This is a genomic window from Variovorax gossypii (genome assembly GCF_003965815.1).
GTDB lineage: Bacteria > Pseudomonadota > Gammaproteobacteria > Burkholderiales > Burkholderiaceae_C > Variovorax > Variovorax gossypii.
In genome coordinates, this window is record NZ_RXOE01000002.1 from 735003 (window position 1) to 749088 (window position 14086).

Annotated in this window: 17 protein-coding genes; all 17 read left to right on the forward strand. The window is 67.3% G+C overall.

The annotated features are described in order from the left end of the window. Positions 1-23: 23 nt before the first annotated feature. The 17 genes from EJP69_RS11030 (at position 24) to hisB (ending at position 14080) form a co-directional block, all read left to right on the forward strand. Positions 24-1502, forward strand: coding sequence for a glutamate synthase subunit beta (locus tag EJP69_RS11030; RefSeq protein WP_126470082.1), 1479 nt, complete (start codon positions 24-26; stop codon positions 1500-1502). 159 nt (positions 1503-1661) lie between these two features. Then, a complete protein-coding gene (locus EJP69_RS11035; protein ID WP_093196382.1) occupies positions 1662-2492 on the forward strand; it encodes an ABC transporter ATP-binding protein in 831 nt (276 codons plus the stop codon). Next, positions 2489-3271, forward strand: a complete 783-nt coding sequence (gene mlaE / locus EJP69_RS11040) for a lipid asymmetry maintenance ABC transporter permease subunit MlaE (protein WP_126470084.1) — start codon at positions 2489-2491, stop codon at positions 3269-3271. The genes EJP69_RS11035 and mlaE overlap by 4 nt, the downstream gene beginning before the upstream one ends. Before the next feature lie 44 nt (positions 3272-3315). After that, the gene (gene mlaD, locus EJP69_RS11045) at positions 3316-3804 is read left to right on the forward strand and encodes an outer membrane lipid asymmetry maintenance protein MlaD (RefSeq protein ID WP_093196378.1); all 489 of its coding nucleotides are present in this window, start codon (positions 3316-3318) and stop codon (positions 3802-3804) included. Between the two features lie 26 nt (positions 3805-3830). Next, positions 3831-4565, forward strand: a complete 735-nt coding sequence (locus EJP69_RS11050; protein WP_176947390.1) for an MlaA family lipoprotein — start codon at positions 3831-3833, stop codon at positions 4563-4565. 166 nt (positions 4566-4731) lie between these two features. Next, positions 4732-5388 carry an MlaC/ttg2D family ABC transporter substrate-binding protein gene (locus EJP69_RS11055; protein ID WP_126470087.1) on the forward strand — a complete coding sequence of 219 codons (657 nt, stop codon included), beginning with the start codon at positions 4732-4734 and terminating at the stop codon, positions 5386-5388. A 16-nt stretch (positions 5389-5404) separates the two neighbouring features. Continuing rightward, the gene (locus tag EJP69_RS11060) at positions 5405-5680 is read left to right on the forward strand and encodes an STAS domain-containing protein (protein ID WP_093196373.1); all 276 of its coding nucleotides are present in this window, start codon (positions 5405-5407) and stop codon (positions 5678-5680) included. Between the two features lie 33 nt (positions 5681-5713). Then, positions 5714-6661 (forward strand): ABC transporter ATP-binding protein, encoded by a 948-nt coding sequence (locus EJP69_RS11065; RefSeq protein ID WP_093196372.1) that lies wholly within the window; start codon positions 5714-5716, stop codon positions 6659-6661. Further along, positions 6658-7422: an ABC transporter permease gene (locus EJP69_RS11070; protein ID WP_093196370.1), complete on the forward strand. Its 765-nt coding sequence runs from the start codon at positions 6658-6660 to the stop codon at positions 7420-7422. Before EJP69_RS11065 ends, EJP69_RS11070 begins: the two co-directional genes overlap by 4 nt. Positions 7423-7543: 121 nt before the next feature. Continuing rightward, the gene (locus tag EJP69_RS11075; protein WP_126182676.1) at positions 7544-7786 is read left to right on the forward strand and encodes a BolA family protein; all 243 of its coding nucleotides are present in this window, start codon (positions 7544-7546) and stop codon (positions 7784-7786) included. A 42-nt stretch (positions 7787-7828) separates the two neighbouring features. Next, complete coding sequence (gene murA, locus EJP69_RS11080; RefSeq protein WP_126470089.1) at positions 7829-9121, forward strand: UDP-N-acetylglucosamine 1-carboxyvinyltransferase; 1293 nt, start codon at positions 7829-7831, stop codon at positions 9119-9121. 28 nt (positions 9122-9149) lie between these two features. Continuing rightward, complete coding sequence (hisG, locus tag EJP69_RS11085) at positions 9150-9791, forward strand: ATP phosphoribosyltransferase (protein ID WP_093196366.1); 642 nt, start codon at positions 9150-9152, stop codon at positions 9789-9791. An 18-nt stretch (positions 9792-9809) separates the two neighbouring features. Further along, positions 9810-11132: a histidinol dehydrogenase gene (gene hisD, locus EJP69_RS11090; RefSeq protein ID WP_126470091.1), complete on the forward strand. Its 1323-nt coding sequence runs from the start codon at positions 9810-9812 to the stop codon at positions 11130-11132. A 38-nt stretch (positions 11133-11170) separates the two neighbouring features. Then, the gene (locus EJP69_RS11095) at positions 11171-12016 is read left to right on the forward strand and encodes a hypothetical protein (protein WP_126470093.1); all 846 of its coding nucleotides are present in this window, start codon (positions 11171-11173) and stop codon (positions 12014-12016) included. 5 nt (positions 12017-12021) lie between these two features. Then, positions 12022-12372 (forward strand): hypothetical protein, encoded by a 351-nt coding sequence (locus tag EJP69_RS11100; protein ID WP_240652113.1) that lies wholly within the window; start codon positions 12022-12024, stop codon positions 12370-12372. Beyond that, positions 12369-13466, forward strand: coding sequence for a histidinol-phosphate transaminase (gene hisC, locus EJP69_RS11105; RefSeq protein ID WP_093196359.1), 1098 nt, complete (start codon positions 12369-12371; stop codon positions 13464-13466). Before EJP69_RS11100 ends, hisC begins: the two co-directional genes overlap by 4 nt. Beyond that, a complete protein-coding gene (hisB, locus tag EJP69_RS11110) occupies positions 13463-14080 on the forward strand; it encodes an imidazoleglycerol-phosphate dehydratase HisB (protein WP_126470095.1) in 618 nt (205 codons plus the stop codon). Before hisC ends, hisB begins: the two co-directional genes overlap by 4 nt. Positions 14081-14086 lie beyond the last annotated feature (6 nt).

The window sequence follows — 14086 nt, forward strand, 5'->3', positions numbered from 1 at the left end:
TACAGAGAACAAAGGAAAGCACGATGGGAAAGATCACCGGCTTCATGGAGCATGAGCGTATCGAAGAGGGCTACAAGCCCGTCGACGAGCGCCTCAAGCACTACAAGGAATTCGTCGTCGGCCTGAACACCGAACAGGCCAAGGTGCAGGGCGCGCGCTGCATGGATTGCGGCACGCCGTTCTGCAACAGCGGCTGCCCGGTCAACAACATCATTCCGGACTTCAACGACCTCGTGTACCGCAACGATTGGCAGAACGCCTTCGCGGTGCTGGACTCGACCAACAACTTCCCCGAGTTCACGGGCCGCATCTGCCCCGCGCCCTGCGAGGCGGCCTGCGTGCTCAACGTGAACGACGACGCGGTCGGCATCAAGTCGCTGGAGCACGCGATCATCGACCGCGCCTGGGACGAAGGCTGGGTGGCGCCGCGCGTCGCCAAGCACAAGACCAGCAAGAAGGTCGCGGTGGTGGGCTCGGGCCCGGCCGGCATGGCGGCCGCGCAGCAGCTCGCGCGCGCCGGCCACGACGTGACGCTGTTCGAGAAGAACGACCGCATCGGCGGCCTGCTGCGCTACGGCATTCCCGACTTCAAGATGGAGAAGTCGCACATCGATCGCCGCGTCGAGCAGATGAAGGCCGAAGGCGTGGTGTTCCGCACCGGCGTGATCGTCGGTGCCGCGAAGGACCCGCTGGGCAAGGGCTCCAAGGTCACGAACCTGGCCAAGGAAACCGTCACGCCCGAGCAGCTGCAGAAAGAGTTCGACGCCGTGCTGCTGACCGGCGGCGCCGAGCAGTCGCGCGACTTGCCGGTGCCCGGCCGCGATCTCGACGGCATCCACTTCGCGATGGAGTTCCTGCCGCAGCAGAACCGCGTCAACGCGGGCGACAAGGTCAAGGGCCAGCTGCGCGCCGACGGCAAGCACGTGATCGTCATCGGCGGTGGCGACACCGGCTCCGACTGCGTGGGCACGAGCAACCGCCACGGCGCGGTCAGCGTCACGCAGTTCGAGCTGATGCCGCAGCCGCCCGAGGAAGAGAACCGCCCGCTGACCTGGCCGTACTGGCCGATCAAGCTGCGCACCAGCTCCAGCCATGAGGAAGGCTGCGAGCGCGAGTTCGCGATCTCGACCAAGGAGTTCATCGGCGAAAAAGGCAAGGTCACCGGCCTGAAGACCGTTCGCGTCGAATGGAAGGACGGCAAGATGCAGGAAGTGGCCGGCAGCGAGCAGGTGCTCAAGGCCGACCTCGTGCTGCTCGCCATGGGCTTCGTGAGCCCCGTGGCCAACGTGCTCGACGCCTTCGGCGTGGAGAAGGACGCGCGCGGCAATGCGAAAGCAACGGTCGACTTCATCGGCGGCTATGCCACCAACGTTCCGAAGGTCTTTGCCGCAGGCGACATCCGCCGCGGACAGTCGCTGGTGGTGTGGGCGATTCGCGAAGGCCGCCAGGCCGCGCGCTCGGTGGACGAATTCCTGATGGGCTTCAGCGACCTGCCTCGCTGATCCGCGCGGATCGCGTTGGTAGCGAGTTCCTGACGAGGGTCTGACGGCCGCCGCGCTGAATTTTGTTTCAATTCGGCGTGGCCGCCCACGGCCCCGTTATCATCCGCGTCAAACCGCATGCCGGGATGCTTGAAAGAGCGCCCCGGCATTTTTATTGAGATGGACCCAGCCACACCACTGCCACATCCCTTCGTAGAGTTTCGCGACGTCAGATTCGGCTATGGCGCACGCGCCATCCTCGATGGCGTTTCGTTCGTCGTGCCGCGCGGCAAGGTGACGGCGCTGATGGGAGCCTCCGGCGGCGGCAAGACAACGGTGCTGCGCCTGATCGGCGGACAGCAGAAGGCGCAGCGCGGCGAGGTGCTCTTCGACGGCAGCGATGTCGGCAAGATGGATGTGAGCGCCCTCTACGCGGCGCGTCGGCGCATGGGCATGCTGTTCCAGTTCGGTGCGCTGTTCACCGACATGAGCGTGTTCGACAACGTCGCGTTCCCGCTGCGCGAGCACACGCAGCTCCCCGAGGCGCTGGTGCGCGACGTGGTGCTCATGAAGCTCGACGCCGTCGGCCTGCGCGGCGCGCGCGACCTGATGCCCAGCGAGGTGTCGGGCGGCATGGCGCGGCGCGTAGCGCTGGCGCGTGCCATCGCGCTCGACCCCGATCTTGTGATGTACGACGAGCCCTTCGCCGGACTCGACCCGATTTCGCTGGGCACGGCCGCGCGGCTGATCCGCCAGCTGAATGACGCGCTGGGGCTCACCAGCATCATCGTGTCGCACGATCTCGAGGAAACCTTCCGCATCGCCGATCACGTGATCATCCTGGCCAACGGCGGCATCGCCGCGCAGGGCACGCCCGCCGAGGTGCGCGAGAGCGCCGATCCGCTGGTTCATCAGTTCGTCAATGCGCTGCCCGACGGGCCGGTGCATTTCCATTACCCGGGCGTCAGCATCGAGGACGACTTCGGCAACGTCGAAGGAGGGCGCTCATGACCTGGTGGAAGCCATCCGACGCCGGCTTTGCCACGCGCCGCCATCTGGCCAACCTGGGCTATGGCGCGAAGCTCTTCATGCGGCTCGTCGGCCCGGGCGCGCAGATCATGCGCCGCTTCGGGCTGGTGCGCGACCAGATCCATTTCCTGGGCAACTACTCGCTGGCGATCATCGGCGTGTCGGGCCTGTTCGTGGGCTTCGTGCTCGGGCTGCAGATGTACTACGCGCTGCAGCGCTACGGATCTTCCGAGGCGCTGGGCCTGCTGGTCGCGCTGAGCCTCGTGCGCGAGCTCGGTCCGGTGGTGGCGGCATTGCTTTTCACCGGGCGCGCCGGCACCTCGCTGACGGCAGAGATCGGCCTCATGAAGGCCGACGAGCAACTGAGCGCCATGGAGATGATGGCGATCGACCCGGTGCAGCGCGTGCTCGCGCCGCGCTTCTGGGCCGGCGTCATCACGATGCCGCTGCTGGCGGCCGTGTTCAGCGCGGTCGGCATCCTGGGCGGCTACGTGGTGGGCGTGATGATGCTGGGCGTGGACCCCGGCGCGTTCTGGGGGCAGATGCAGGGCGGCGTCGACGTGTGGCGCGACGTCGGCAACGGCGTCATCAAGAGCATCGTCTTCGGCTTCACCGTGACCTTCATCGCACTGCTGCAGGGCTACGAGGCCCAGCCCACGCCCGAGGGCGTGTCGCGCGCGACCACGCGGACCGTGGTGTCCGCGTCGTTGGCCGTGCTGGGGCTGGACTTCCTGCTCACCGCCATGATGTTCAGCATCTGAAGAGGCCTGGCCTCCTTCGTTCTAGATAGACAGAGAGTCAAACCATGCAACGTTCCAACAACGACATCTGGGTCGGCCTGTTCGTCCTGATCGGCGCTGCTGCGCTGCTGTTTCTCGCGCTGCAGTCGGCCAACCTGCTGAGCCTGAACTTCCAGAAGACCTATTCGGTCACGGCGCGCTTCGACAACATCGGCGGCCTGAAGCCGCAGACCGCGGTGAAGAGCGCGGGCGTGGTGGTCGGCCGTGTGGAATCCATCTCCTTCAACGACAAGACCTTTCAGGCAGACGTCACGCTGGCTTTGCAAAACCGCTACAGTTTTCCCAAGGACAGTTCGCTCAAGATCCTGACCAGTGGCCTGCTCGGCGAGCAGTACATCGGGATCGAGGCGGGCGCCGAGGACAAGAACTTGCAAGCCGGCGACACCATCACCGCGACCCAGTCGGCCGTGGTGCTGGAAAACCTGATCAGCCAGTTCCTGTACAGCAAGGCGGCGGAGGGAAATTCGACGTCTGGAACAGCCAATAAGAAATGAAAACACGATCTTCTTTGTCTTTTGCTATGAATAACGTAGCAAGCCGAGCCCGCTGGATTGGCGCCGGCGCAGTACTCGCCCTGGCCGCCGGTTGCGCGACCGGCCCCAATGCCAACCCCGCCGATCCCTTCGAGCCGTTCAACCGGGGCGTCTCGCGCTTCAACGACGCCGTCGACGACGCCGTGCTGGTGCCCGCGGCCACGGCCTACCAGAACGTGCTGCCCTCGATGGTGCGCACAGGCGTGAACAACTTCTTCGGCAACATCGGCGACGTCTGGAACCTGGCCAACAACGTGGCCCAGCTGAAGCTGCAGAACAGTGCCGAAACCTTCATGCGCCTGAACGTCAACACCTTCTTCGGTCTCGGCGGCGTGCTGGACGTGGCGACCGAGGCGGGCATTCCCCGCCACGAGGAAGACTTCGGCCAGACCCTGGGCCGCTGGGGCGTGGGCGCCGGCCCTTACGTGGTGCTGCCGCTGCTGGGTTCCTCCACGCTGCGCGATACCGCCGCCAAGCCGCTCGACATGTGGGGCGACCCGTTGGGCCATGTGGAGGACATCCCCTGGCGCAATTCGCTGACGGTGCTGCGCGTTGTCGACACGCGCTCGCAGTACCTGCGCGCGAGCAGGCTGCTCGGCGACGCGGCGCTCGACAAGTATTCGTTCACGCGCGATGCGTTCCTGCAGCGCCGTCGCAGCCAAGTCTACGACGGCAACCCGCCCGACGACGGCGGCGGCATGGACAAGGGCGCCGACAAATAAATAGACAAAGTGACGCGGTGGAGGGAAGGCTGCTTGCATCCGGTTGCAAGGCTTCACCTCCCGGACAGGAACCCGGTCCACCCTGGTGGGCTCGAATCCGTTCCTGTCTCAGCAGCCGGTTTTTCCGGATGCCTGCGGATTTTCAAACTTGAATGAGGGAATCTCCATGAACAACAAGACCCTGCAACGTCGCGATCTCGGCCGCCTGGTGCTGGCCGGCGCCCTGCTGTTCGGTGCCGCCGTCGCCTTCGTCCAGCCCGCGCGTGCCGCCGATGAAGCGCCCGACGCACTGGTCAAGCGCCTGTCGACCGACGTGCTCGAGACGATCAAGGCCGACTCGTCCATCAAGTCGGGCGACGTCAACAAGATCATGGTGCTGGTCGACAGTAAGATCATGCCGAACGTCAACTTCCAGCGCATGACCGCCTCGGCAGTCGGCCCGGCCTGGCGTACCGCCACCCCCGAGCAGCAGAAGCGCCTGCAGGACGAGTTCAAGGCCCTGCTGGTTCGCACCTACGCCGGCGCGCTCGACCAGGTGACAGACCAGACCGTCACCGTGCGTCCGTTCCGCGGTTCGCCCGACGACAAGGACGTGCTGGTGCGCACCGAAGTGAAGGGCCGCGGCGACCCGGTCCAGCTCGACTACCGCCTCGAGAAGACCCCCGGCCAGGGCGCTGGCTGGAAGGTCTACAACCTCAATGTGCTGGGCGTGTGGCTGGTCGATACGTACCGCACCCAGTTCGCGCAGGAAATCAACAAGAGCGGCATCGACGGCCTGATCGCCGCGCTGGCCGCGCGCAACAAGGGCAACGGCAAGGGCTGAAGCGGAGCTGAGCGCGATGCTGGTCCTGCCCGCCCGACTGACCCATGACGAGGCCCCCGCCTGCATGCGCATGCTGCAGCAGGGGCTGAAGGGCCAAGCCGACTCGTCGTCCACCGTGGTCGACGCGACGGCGCTGACCCAGTTCGATTCCTCGGCACTGGCCGTGCTGCTGGAATGCCGGCGTGAATCGAGCGCGCTGGGCCGGGGGTTCTCCGTCAAGGGCCTGTCGCCCCGGCTGCGCGAACTGGCCGCCTTGTACGGCATTGCGGGCCTTTTGCCGGCCGCGCCCTGAAAAAGTAACGGCACCTTAAAATCGCGGGCTCCCATGCCCGCGATCTCATTCCAGTCGGTCTCCAAGACCTATCCCCCTTCCAGACAGCAGAAAGCCCAAGGCAAGCCGGGGTTGAAGGCGGTCGACGAGGTCAGCTTCCAGATCGAGGAGGGCGAGTTCTTCGGCCTGCTCGGCCCGAACGGCGCGGGCAAGACCACCCTGATCAGCATGCTCGCCGGCCTTTCCCGGCCCACGGCGGGCGCCATCAGCGTCCATGGCTTCGACGTGCAGCGCGACTACGCGCAGGCGCGCCGCCAGCTCGGCATCGTGCCGCAGGAGCTGGTGTTCGACCCCTTCTTCAACGTGCGCGAGTCGCTGCGCATCCAGTCGGGCTACTTCGGCATCACCAACAACGAAGCCTGGATCGACGAGCTGCTGCAGAGCCTGGGTCTCGCCGACAAGGCCACGGCCAACATGCGCCAGCTCTCCGGCGGCATGAAGCGCCGCGTGCTGGTGGCGCAGGCGCTGGTGCACAAGCCGCCGGTGATCGTGCTCGACGAGCCCACTGCCGGCGTCGACGTCGAGCTGCGCCAGACGCTGTGGCAGTTCGTCGCCAGGCTCAACAAGCAGGGCAGTACCGTGCTGCTCACCACCCATTACCTCGAAGAAGCCGAGGCGCTGTGCAGCCGCATCGCGATGCTCAAGCTGGGCAAGGTGATCGCACTCGACCGCACCAGCGAGCTGCTGAAGTCGGCCGCGAGCAACGTGCTGCGCTTCAAGACCGACGCCATGCTGCCCTGGGCCATCGCCCAGCATGCGCGCATCACCGGGCGCATCGTGCAGCTGCCCGCGCAGAACGCGCATGAAGTCGAACAACTGCTGGCCGCGATCCGCGAAGCCGGCGTCGCGGTGGAAGACGTGGAAATGCGCAAGGCCGACCTGGAAGACGTTTTCATCGACCTGATGGCCGGTGAACAGACCCCGCTGGAGGTCGCGCGATGATGGCCGTCACGGGCTGGCGCGCGCTGCTCTACAAGGAAACGCTGCGCTTCTGGAAGGTCGGCTTCCAGACCGTGGGCGCGCCGGTGCTCACCGCGCTGCTGTACCTGATGGTGTTCGGCCACGTGCTCGAAGACCACGTGAAGGTCTACGGCACGGTCGGCTACACCGCCTTCCTCATTCCCGGCCTGGTGATGATGAGCGTGCTGCAGAACGCCTTCGCCAACAGCTCGTCGTCGATCATCCAGAGCAAGATCATGGGCAACCTGGTCTTCGTGCTGCTCACGCCGCTGTCGCACTGGGGCTGGTTCTTCGCCTACGTGGGTTCGTCGATCATCCGCGGGCTGGCCGTGGGCGTGGGCGTGTTCGCGGTCACCATCTTCTTCGCGGTGCCGGGCTTCGAGGCGCCTGGGTGGATCCTGGTGTTCGCGCTGCTGGGCTCGGCCATGCTGGGCACGCTGGGCCTCATCGCTGGTCTCTGGGCCGAGAAGTTCGACCAGATGGCGGTGTTCCAGAACTTCCTGATCATGCCCATGACCTTCCTGTCGGGCGTTTTCTATTCGATCGGCTCGCTGCCGCCGTTCTGGCAGAAGGTCAGCCACCTGAACCCGTTCTTCTACATGATCGACGGCTTCCGCTACGGCTTCTTCGGCGTGAGCGACGCCTCGCCCTGGCTCAGCCTGGGCATCGTCGGCACCGCGTGGCTGGTGGTGAGCGCCATCGCCGTCCATCTCCTGCGCACAGGCTACAAAATCCGGGGCTAGACAATGGCTCTCCCCCAGGCTTCGCGCACTTCGTGTCGCTTCGCCAACCCCCTTCCGGGGGCAACACCAGCGGCCCGGCAAAGCCGGTTCCGCGGTGTTCCCCAATGAATACCTGCCTCAAATGACCGCTGCCGAACTCCAAGCCCTGATCCAGTCCCACCTGCCGTGCGAGCACATCTCGCTGGAGGGCGATGGCCGACATTGGTACGCGACCATCGTCTCGGCCGAGTTCGAGGGCAAGCGCTCGATCCAGCGCCACCAGCGGGTCTACGCGACCCTGGGTGCGAAAATGCATACCGACGAGGTGCATGCGCTTTCGATGAAGACATACACGCCGGCCGAATGGGCGGCGGTGGAAAAATAACTCCCCGGCCCCTCGTGGCCCCCTGATTTCGCTGGAACTTCGATGGACAAACTTCTGATTCGCGGCGGGCGAGAGCTCCGCGGCGAAGTACTCATTTCCGGCGCCAAGAACGCGGCATTGCCCGAGCTGTGCGCGGCCCTGCTGACCGACCAGCCCGTGACGCTGCACAACGTGCCGCGCCTGCAGGACGTGTCGACCATGCTCAAGCTGGTGCGCAACATGGGCGTTTCGGCGGAGCGCGACGACAACGGCACGGTGCAGCTCAACGCGGCCGAACTCACCAGGCCGGAAGCGCCCTACGAGCTGGTCAAGACCATGCGCGCTTCCGTGCTGGCCCTGGGCCCGCTGCTGGCGCGCTTCGGCCATGCCAAGGTGTCGTTGCCGGGTGGCTGCGCCATCGGCTCGCGGCCGGTCGACCAGCACATCAAGGGCCTGCAGGCCATGGGCGCCGAGATCGTGGTCGATCACGGCTACATGGTCGCGCGCCTGCCGGCCGGGCGCACGCGACTGAAGGGCGCGCGCATCCTGACCGACATGGTCACCGTCACCGGCACCGAGAACTTCCTCATGGCCGCCGCGCTGGCCGAGGGCGAGACGCTGCTCGAGAACGCCGCGCAGGAGCCGGAGATCGTCGACCTGGCCGAAATGCTGATCCGCATGGGCGCGAAGATCGAAGGCCACGGCACCAGCCACATCCGCATCCAGGGCGTCGAGAAGCTGCACGGTTGCGAGCACGCCGTGGTGGCCGACCGCATCGAGGCCGGCACCTTCATGTGCGCCGTGGCGGCCACGGGCGGCGAGGCCTTCCTGCGCAATGCGCGCGGCGATCACCTCGACGCGGTGATCGACAAGCTGCGCGACGCCGGCTGCAAGGTCGCGTCCGAGAAGGACGGCGTGCGCATCGCCTCCAAGGGCCCGGCCTACGAGCACCTGAAGGCGCAGAGCTTCAGCACCACCGAGTACCCGGGCTTCCCGACCGACATGCAGGCCCAGTTCATGGCCCTGAACGTGATCGCGCGCGGCGCCTCGATGGTCACCGAGACCATCTTCGAGAACCGCTTCATGCACGTGAACGAGATGGTGCGCCTGGGCGCCCACATCCATGTCGAAGGCAAGGTGGCGATGGTCGAGGGCGTGCAGCAGCTCTCGGGCGCCACCGTGATGGCCACCGACCTGCGCGCGTCCGCCAGCCTCGTCATCGCCGGCCTCGTGGCCGAGGGCGAGACGCTGGTCGACCGCATCTACCACCTCGACCGGGGCTACGACCGCATGGAAGCCAAGCTGCGCGGCCTGGGCGCCGACATCGAACGACTGACGGGAGCAGCCGCCGCATGATTACCCTCGCATCACAGGAGTCGCAATCGTGATCACGCTTGCTCTGTCCAAAGGCCGCATCTTCGAAGAGACGATGCCCCTGCTGGCCGCCGCCGGCATCGAGGTCACCGAAGACCCCGAGAAGTCGCGCAAGCTCATCCTCGGCACCACCCGCCCCGACGTGCGCGTGGTGCTGGTGCGCGCCTCCGACGTGCCCACCTACGTGCAGTACGGCGGCGCCGACCTCGGCGTGACCGGTCTCGACGTGCTGCTGGAGCACGGCAACCAGGGCCTCTACCAGCCGCTGGACCTGCGCATCGCCGCTTGCCGCCTGAGCGTGGCCGTGCGCGCCGACTACGACTACGCCTCGGCCGTGAAGCAGGGCTCGCGCCTGCGCGTGGCCACCAAGTACGTGGGCCTCGCGCGTGACTTCTTCGCCAGCAAGGGCGTGCACGTCGACCTGATCAAGCTCTACGGCAGCATGGAGCTGGCGCCGCTCACCGGCCTGGCCGACGCCATCGTCGACCTGGTCTCCACCGGCAACACGCTCAAGGCCAACCACCTCGTCGAGGTGGAGCGCATCATGGACATCAGCGCCCGCCTGGTGGTGAACCAGGCCGCGCTCAAGCTCAAGCGCGAGCCCATCCGCCACATCATCGACGCGTTCGCCTCCGCCATTCCTTCCGCCTGAACCCTTCCGTCCAGTCCCATGACCCTGAAAGCAGCCCCCCTCCGCCTGTCCACGACTTCAGCCAGCTTCGACGCTGAATTCAAGGCGCGGCTGCATTGGTCCGCGGACGCCGACGCGGCCATCGAGAAGGTGGTGGCGGACATCCTCGCCGACGTGCAGACGCGCGGCGACGAGGCGGTGCTCGAGTACACGAACCGTTTCGACAAGCTCGACGCGAAGACGCTGCCCGAGCTGGAGCTGACGCAGGCCGAGCTCAAGGCCGCCTTCGAATCGCTGCCCGCAGCGCAGCGCGACGCGCTCGAAGCTGCCGCGCGCCGCGTGCGCAGCTATCACGAGGCCCAGAAGAAGGCCAGCGGCGAGAGCTGGAGCTACCGCGACACCGACGGCACGCTGCTCGGCCAGAAGGTCACGCCGCTCGACCGCGTCGGCATCTACGTGCCCGGCGGCAAGGCCGCCTATCCGTCGAGCGTGCTGATGAACGCCATTCCGGCGCACGTTGCCGGGGTGGGCGAGATCATCATGGTCGTGCCGACGCCGAAGGGCGAGAAGAACCAGCTGGTGCTGGCAGCGGCCTACGTGGCCGGCGTGACACGCGGCTTCACCATCGGCGGCGCCCAGGCCGTGGCCGCGCTGGCCTACGGCACGGCCACCGTTCCCGCCGTCGACAAGATCACCGGCCCGGGCAACGCCTACGTCGCGGCCGCCAAGCGCCGCGTGTTCGGCACCGTGGGCATCGACATGATCGCGGGCCCCAGCGAGATCCTGGTGCTGGCCGACGGCACCACGCCGCCCGAGTGGGTGGCGATGGACCTGTTCAGCCAGGCCGAGCACGACGAGCTGGCACAGAGCATCCTGCTGTGCCCCGACGCGGCCTACATCGACCGCGTGCAGGCCGAGATCGACCGCCTGCTGCCCGCCATGCCGCGCGCGGAAATCATCGCCGCCTCGCTCAACGGACGCGGCGCGCTGATCCACACGAAGAGCATGGAAGAGGCCTGCGAGATCAGCAACCGCATCGCTCCCGAGCACCTGGAAGTGAGCAGCAGCGAGCCGAACCGCTGGGAGCCGCTGCTGCGCCACGCCGGCGCGATCTTCCTCGGCGCCTTCACCAGCGAGAGCCTGGGCGACTACTGCGCCGGGCCGAACCACGTGCTGCCCACCAGCGGCACGGCGCGCTTTTCGAGCCCGCTGGGCGTGTACGACTTCCAGAAGCGCTCCAGCCTGATCGAGGTCAGCGAGGCCGGCGCGCAGGTGCTGGGTCCGGTCGCCGTGACGCTGGCCGAGGGCGAAGGCCTGCAGGCGCACGCCGAGGCCGCCCGCATGCGGCTGCGTAAGATCTGAATTCCAATAACAACCCGCATGCGGGAGGAGCACGCCTGATGATCGATCGTCTTTTCGGTTTGCGTTTCTTCGGTTCGCGCCTGTTCAGATTCGCCACCACGGCCGTCGCGGGCGCCGCGCTGCTGGCGGCCTGCAGCCAGATGCCGCAGGCGCCGCGCGAGTCGGTAGCCGCCACGGCCACGCCCAGCGCCGCGCCCGCAGCTCCGGCGCCGCAGCTCGGCACGCAGTGGGGCGAGGGCATCGAATCGAAGACCCGCACGGTCGTCACCAAGCGCCTTTCCGACCGGCCGGACGACCTGGCCTCGCTGGGCTACAACGAGGCCTCCGCCGTGCGCCGCGCGGTGGGCGCCAACGCCGAAAGACGCCTGAACCTGCTGCTGGCCGACGGCGACGTCGAGTGGTCGGTGCTCGACGAGGACGGTCGCCCGCTGCCGCTGCAGCGCGCCCGCCGGGGCAGCGGCGGCGACGACATGTTCCGCCTCGCAGGTGTCGAGGGCTCGCGCTACACGCTGCGCTTTCGCAACCTCAGCGAGCGCAGCTACGAGGTGATCGCCACGGTCGACGGCCTCGACGTGCTCAGCGGCAAGCCCGGCAGCCTGCGCAACGGCGGCTACGTGCTGCAGCCGCTGCAGTCGCTGACCATCGAAGGCTTCCGCAAGAGCCAGAACGAGGTGGCCGCCTTCCGCTTTTCCGCGCCCGGCCGCGCCTATGCGGCGAACACCGAGGCCGGCGACGTGCGCAACATCGGCGTGATCGGCGCCGCGCTGTTCGAGCTCGAGCAGCGCGACGTGCCCCGCCGCCAGCGCCGCGACGCCGCGCCGCCGCAGCCCAGCGCATTCCCCGCCGACGGCGCCTACGCGCCGCCGCCGCGCTACCGCAAGTGATGCCCATGAAGCGTGCCGTCTTCCTGCTGCTCGTGCTGGCGGCGGCCGCCGGCGGCGCGCGGGCCATGAGCATCCGCGAGCTGCGCACGCTCGAGGCCGGCGAGAAGGACGGCAAGGCCTACGCCAGCTACTACCTCGTCGGCGTGCTCGAAGGCCTGCGCGAAGGCGTGGAAGCCTCGCAGCGCAACGGGCAGAAGCCCGTGTTCTGCGTCGAGGGCCGCCGCCTCGAGCCCTCCATGGCGCGCTCGCTCTACCAGACCGAGCTGAGCCGCAATTCCGACAGTTACGAAGCCGACATGCCCGTGCAACTGGTCATGATCGGCGCCCTCCGCAACAGCTACCGCTGCACCCGATGACCGCACCTGCCCCCGAATCCGCCCGCCCTTCGCTCGAACGCATCCGCGACGATGTGCGGTCCATGCATGGCTACGCGGTGCAGGACGCGCGCGGCTTCGTCAAGCTCGACGCGATGGAGAACCCCTACGGCCTGCCGCCCGCTCTGCAGGCCGAGCTCGGCGCGCGTCTCGGCGCGCTGGCGCTCAACCGCTACCCGGGAGAGCGCGGCGCCGACCTGCGGCGCGCGCTGGCCGCGCATGCGCGGATGCCCGAGGGCTTCGAGCTGGTGCTGGGCAACGGCTCGGACGAGCTGATCTCGCTGCTGGCCATCGCCTGCGACCTGCCCGGCGCCACGGTGCTGGCGCCCGTGCCCGGCTTCGTGATGTACGCCATGAGCGCGAAGCTGCAGGGCCTGAAGTTCGTCGGCGTGCCGCTCACGGCCGATTTCGAACTCGACGAGGCCGCCATGCTGGCCGCCATCGCGCGGGAGAAGCCCGCCATCGTCTACCTCGCCTACCCGAACAACCCGACCGCCAACCTGTGGGACGACGCGGTCATCGAACGGATCGTCGAGGCCCAGGGCGCGCAGGGCGGCCTGGTGGTGATCGACGAGGCCTACCAGCCCTTCGCCGCCCGCAGCTACATCGACCGGCTCGCGAAGCACGGCCACGTGCTGCTGATGCGCACGCTCAGCAAGTTCGGCCTGGCCGGTATCCGCCTGGGCTACCTGATGGGCCCGGCCGCGCTGGTCGCCGAGATCGACAAGGTGCGCCCGCCCTACAACGTGAGCGTGCTCAACTGCGAGTGCGCGCTGTTCGCGCTGGAGCACGCCGACGTGTTCGAGGCTCAGGCCCGGCAGATCCGCGAGGAGCGCGAGCGCCTGATGATGGGGCTCGGCCGCCTGCCCGGCGTGAAGACCTGGCCGAGCGACGCCAACATGATCCTGCTGCGCGTACCCGATGCCGCCAAGACCTTCGAGGGCATGAAGGCGCACGGGGTTCTGGTGAAGAACGTTTCTAAAATGCACGAACTGCTCGCAAACTGCCTGCGCCTCACCGTCGGAACGGCCGACGAGAATGCGCGGATGCTCGCGGCACTCGAAGCCTCACTATGACCACCCCCACCACCACGGGCAGCACCGATCGCATCGCGACGGTCACCCGCAACACCGCCGAGACGAAGATCACCGTCAGCGTCAACCTCGACGGCACCGGAAAAGCCAAGCTCTCCACCGGCATCGGCTTCTTCGACCACATGCTCGACCAGATCGCCCGCCACGGGCTGATCGACCTCGAGATCGACTGCCAGGGCGACCTGCACATCGACGGCCACCACACGGTGGAAGACGTCGGCATCACGCTGGGCCAGGCCGTGGCCAAGGCCGTGGGCGACAAGAAGGGCATTCGCCGCTACGGCCATGCCTACGTGCCGCTCGACGAGGCCCTGAGCCGCGTCGTGATCGACTTCTCGGGCCGTCCGGGCCTGGTGATGCACGTGCCGTTCACCAGCGGGATGATCGGCACCTTCGACAGCCAGCTCACCTACGAGTTCTTCCAGGGCTTCGTGAACCACGCCTTCGTCACGCTGCACATCGACAACCTCAAGGGCGTCAATGCGCACCACCAGTGCGAGACCGTCTTCAAGGCCTTCGCGCGCGCCATGCGCGGCGCGCTCGAGCTCGATCCCCGCTCGGCGGGGGTGATCCCGTCGACCAAGGGCTCGCTCTGAGGCCGG

What these genes read in the sequence shown, in the direction of transcription:
- EJP69_RS11030 (WP_126470082.1), top strand. Translation starts at nt 24, where the DNA reads ATGGGAAAGATCACCGGCTTCATGGAGCATGAGCGTATCGAAGAGGGC.
- EJP69_RS11035 (WP_093196382.1), top strand. Translation starts at nt 1,662, where the DNA reads ATGGACCCAGCCACACCACTGCCACATCCCTTCGTAGAGTTTCGCGAC.
- mlaE (WP_126470084.1), top strand. Translation starts at nt 2,489, where the DNA reads ATGACCTGGTGGAAGCCATCCGACGCCGGCTTTGCCACGCGCCGCCAT.
- mlaD (WP_093196378.1), top strand. Translation starts at nt 3,316, where the DNA reads ATGCAACGTTCCAACAACGACATCTGGGTCGGCCTGTTCGTCCTGATC.
- EJP69_RS11050 (WP_176947390.1), top strand. Translation starts at nt 3,831, where the DNA reads ATGAATAACGTAGCAAGCCGAGCCCGCTGGATTGGCGCCGGCGCAGTA.
- EJP69_RS11055 (WP_126470087.1), top strand. Translation starts at nt 4,732, where the DNA reads ATGAACAACAAGACCCTGCAACGTCGCGATCTCGGCCGCCTGGTGCTG.
- EJP69_RS11060 (WP_093196373.1), top strand. Translation starts at nt 5,405, where the DNA reads ATGCTGGTCCTGCCCGCCCGACTGACCCATGACGAGGCCCCCGCCTGC.
- EJP69_RS11065 (WP_093196372.1), top strand. Translation starts at nt 5,714, where the DNA reads ATGCCCGCGATCTCATTCCAGTCGGTCTCCAAGACCTATCCCCCTTCC.
- EJP69_RS11070 (WP_093196370.1), top strand. Translation starts at nt 6,658, where the DNA reads ATGATGGCCGTCACGGGCTGGCGCGCGCTGCTCTACAAGGAAACGCTG.
- EJP69_RS11075 (WP_126182676.1), top strand. Translation starts at nt 7,544, where the DNA reads ATGACCGCTGCCGAACTCCAAGCCCTGATCCAGTCCCACCTGCCGTGC.
- murA (WP_126470089.1), top strand. Translation starts at nt 7,829, where the DNA reads ATGGACAAACTTCTGATTCGCGGCGGGCGAGAGCTCCGCGGCGAAGTA.
- hisD (WP_126470091.1), top strand. Translation starts at nt 9,810, where the DNA reads ATGACCCTGAAAGCAGCCCCCCTCCGCCTGTCCACGACTTCAGCCAGC.
- EJP69_RS11095 (WP_126470093.1), top strand. Translation starts at nt 11,171, where the DNA reads ATGATCGATCGTCTTTTCGGTTTGCGTTTCTTCGGTTCGCGCCTGTTC.
- EJP69_RS11100 (WP_240652113.1), top strand. Translation starts at nt 12,022, where the DNA reads ATGAAGCGTGCCGTCTTCCTGCTGCTCGTGCTGGCGGCGGCCGCCGGC.
- hisC (WP_093196359.1), top strand. Translation starts at nt 12,369, where the DNA reads ATGACCGCACCTGCCCCCGAATCCGCCCGCCCTTCGCTCGAACGCATC.
- hisB (WP_126470095.1), top strand. Translation starts at nt 13,463, where the DNA reads ATGACCACCCCCACCACCACGGGCAGCACCGATCGCATCGCGACGGTC.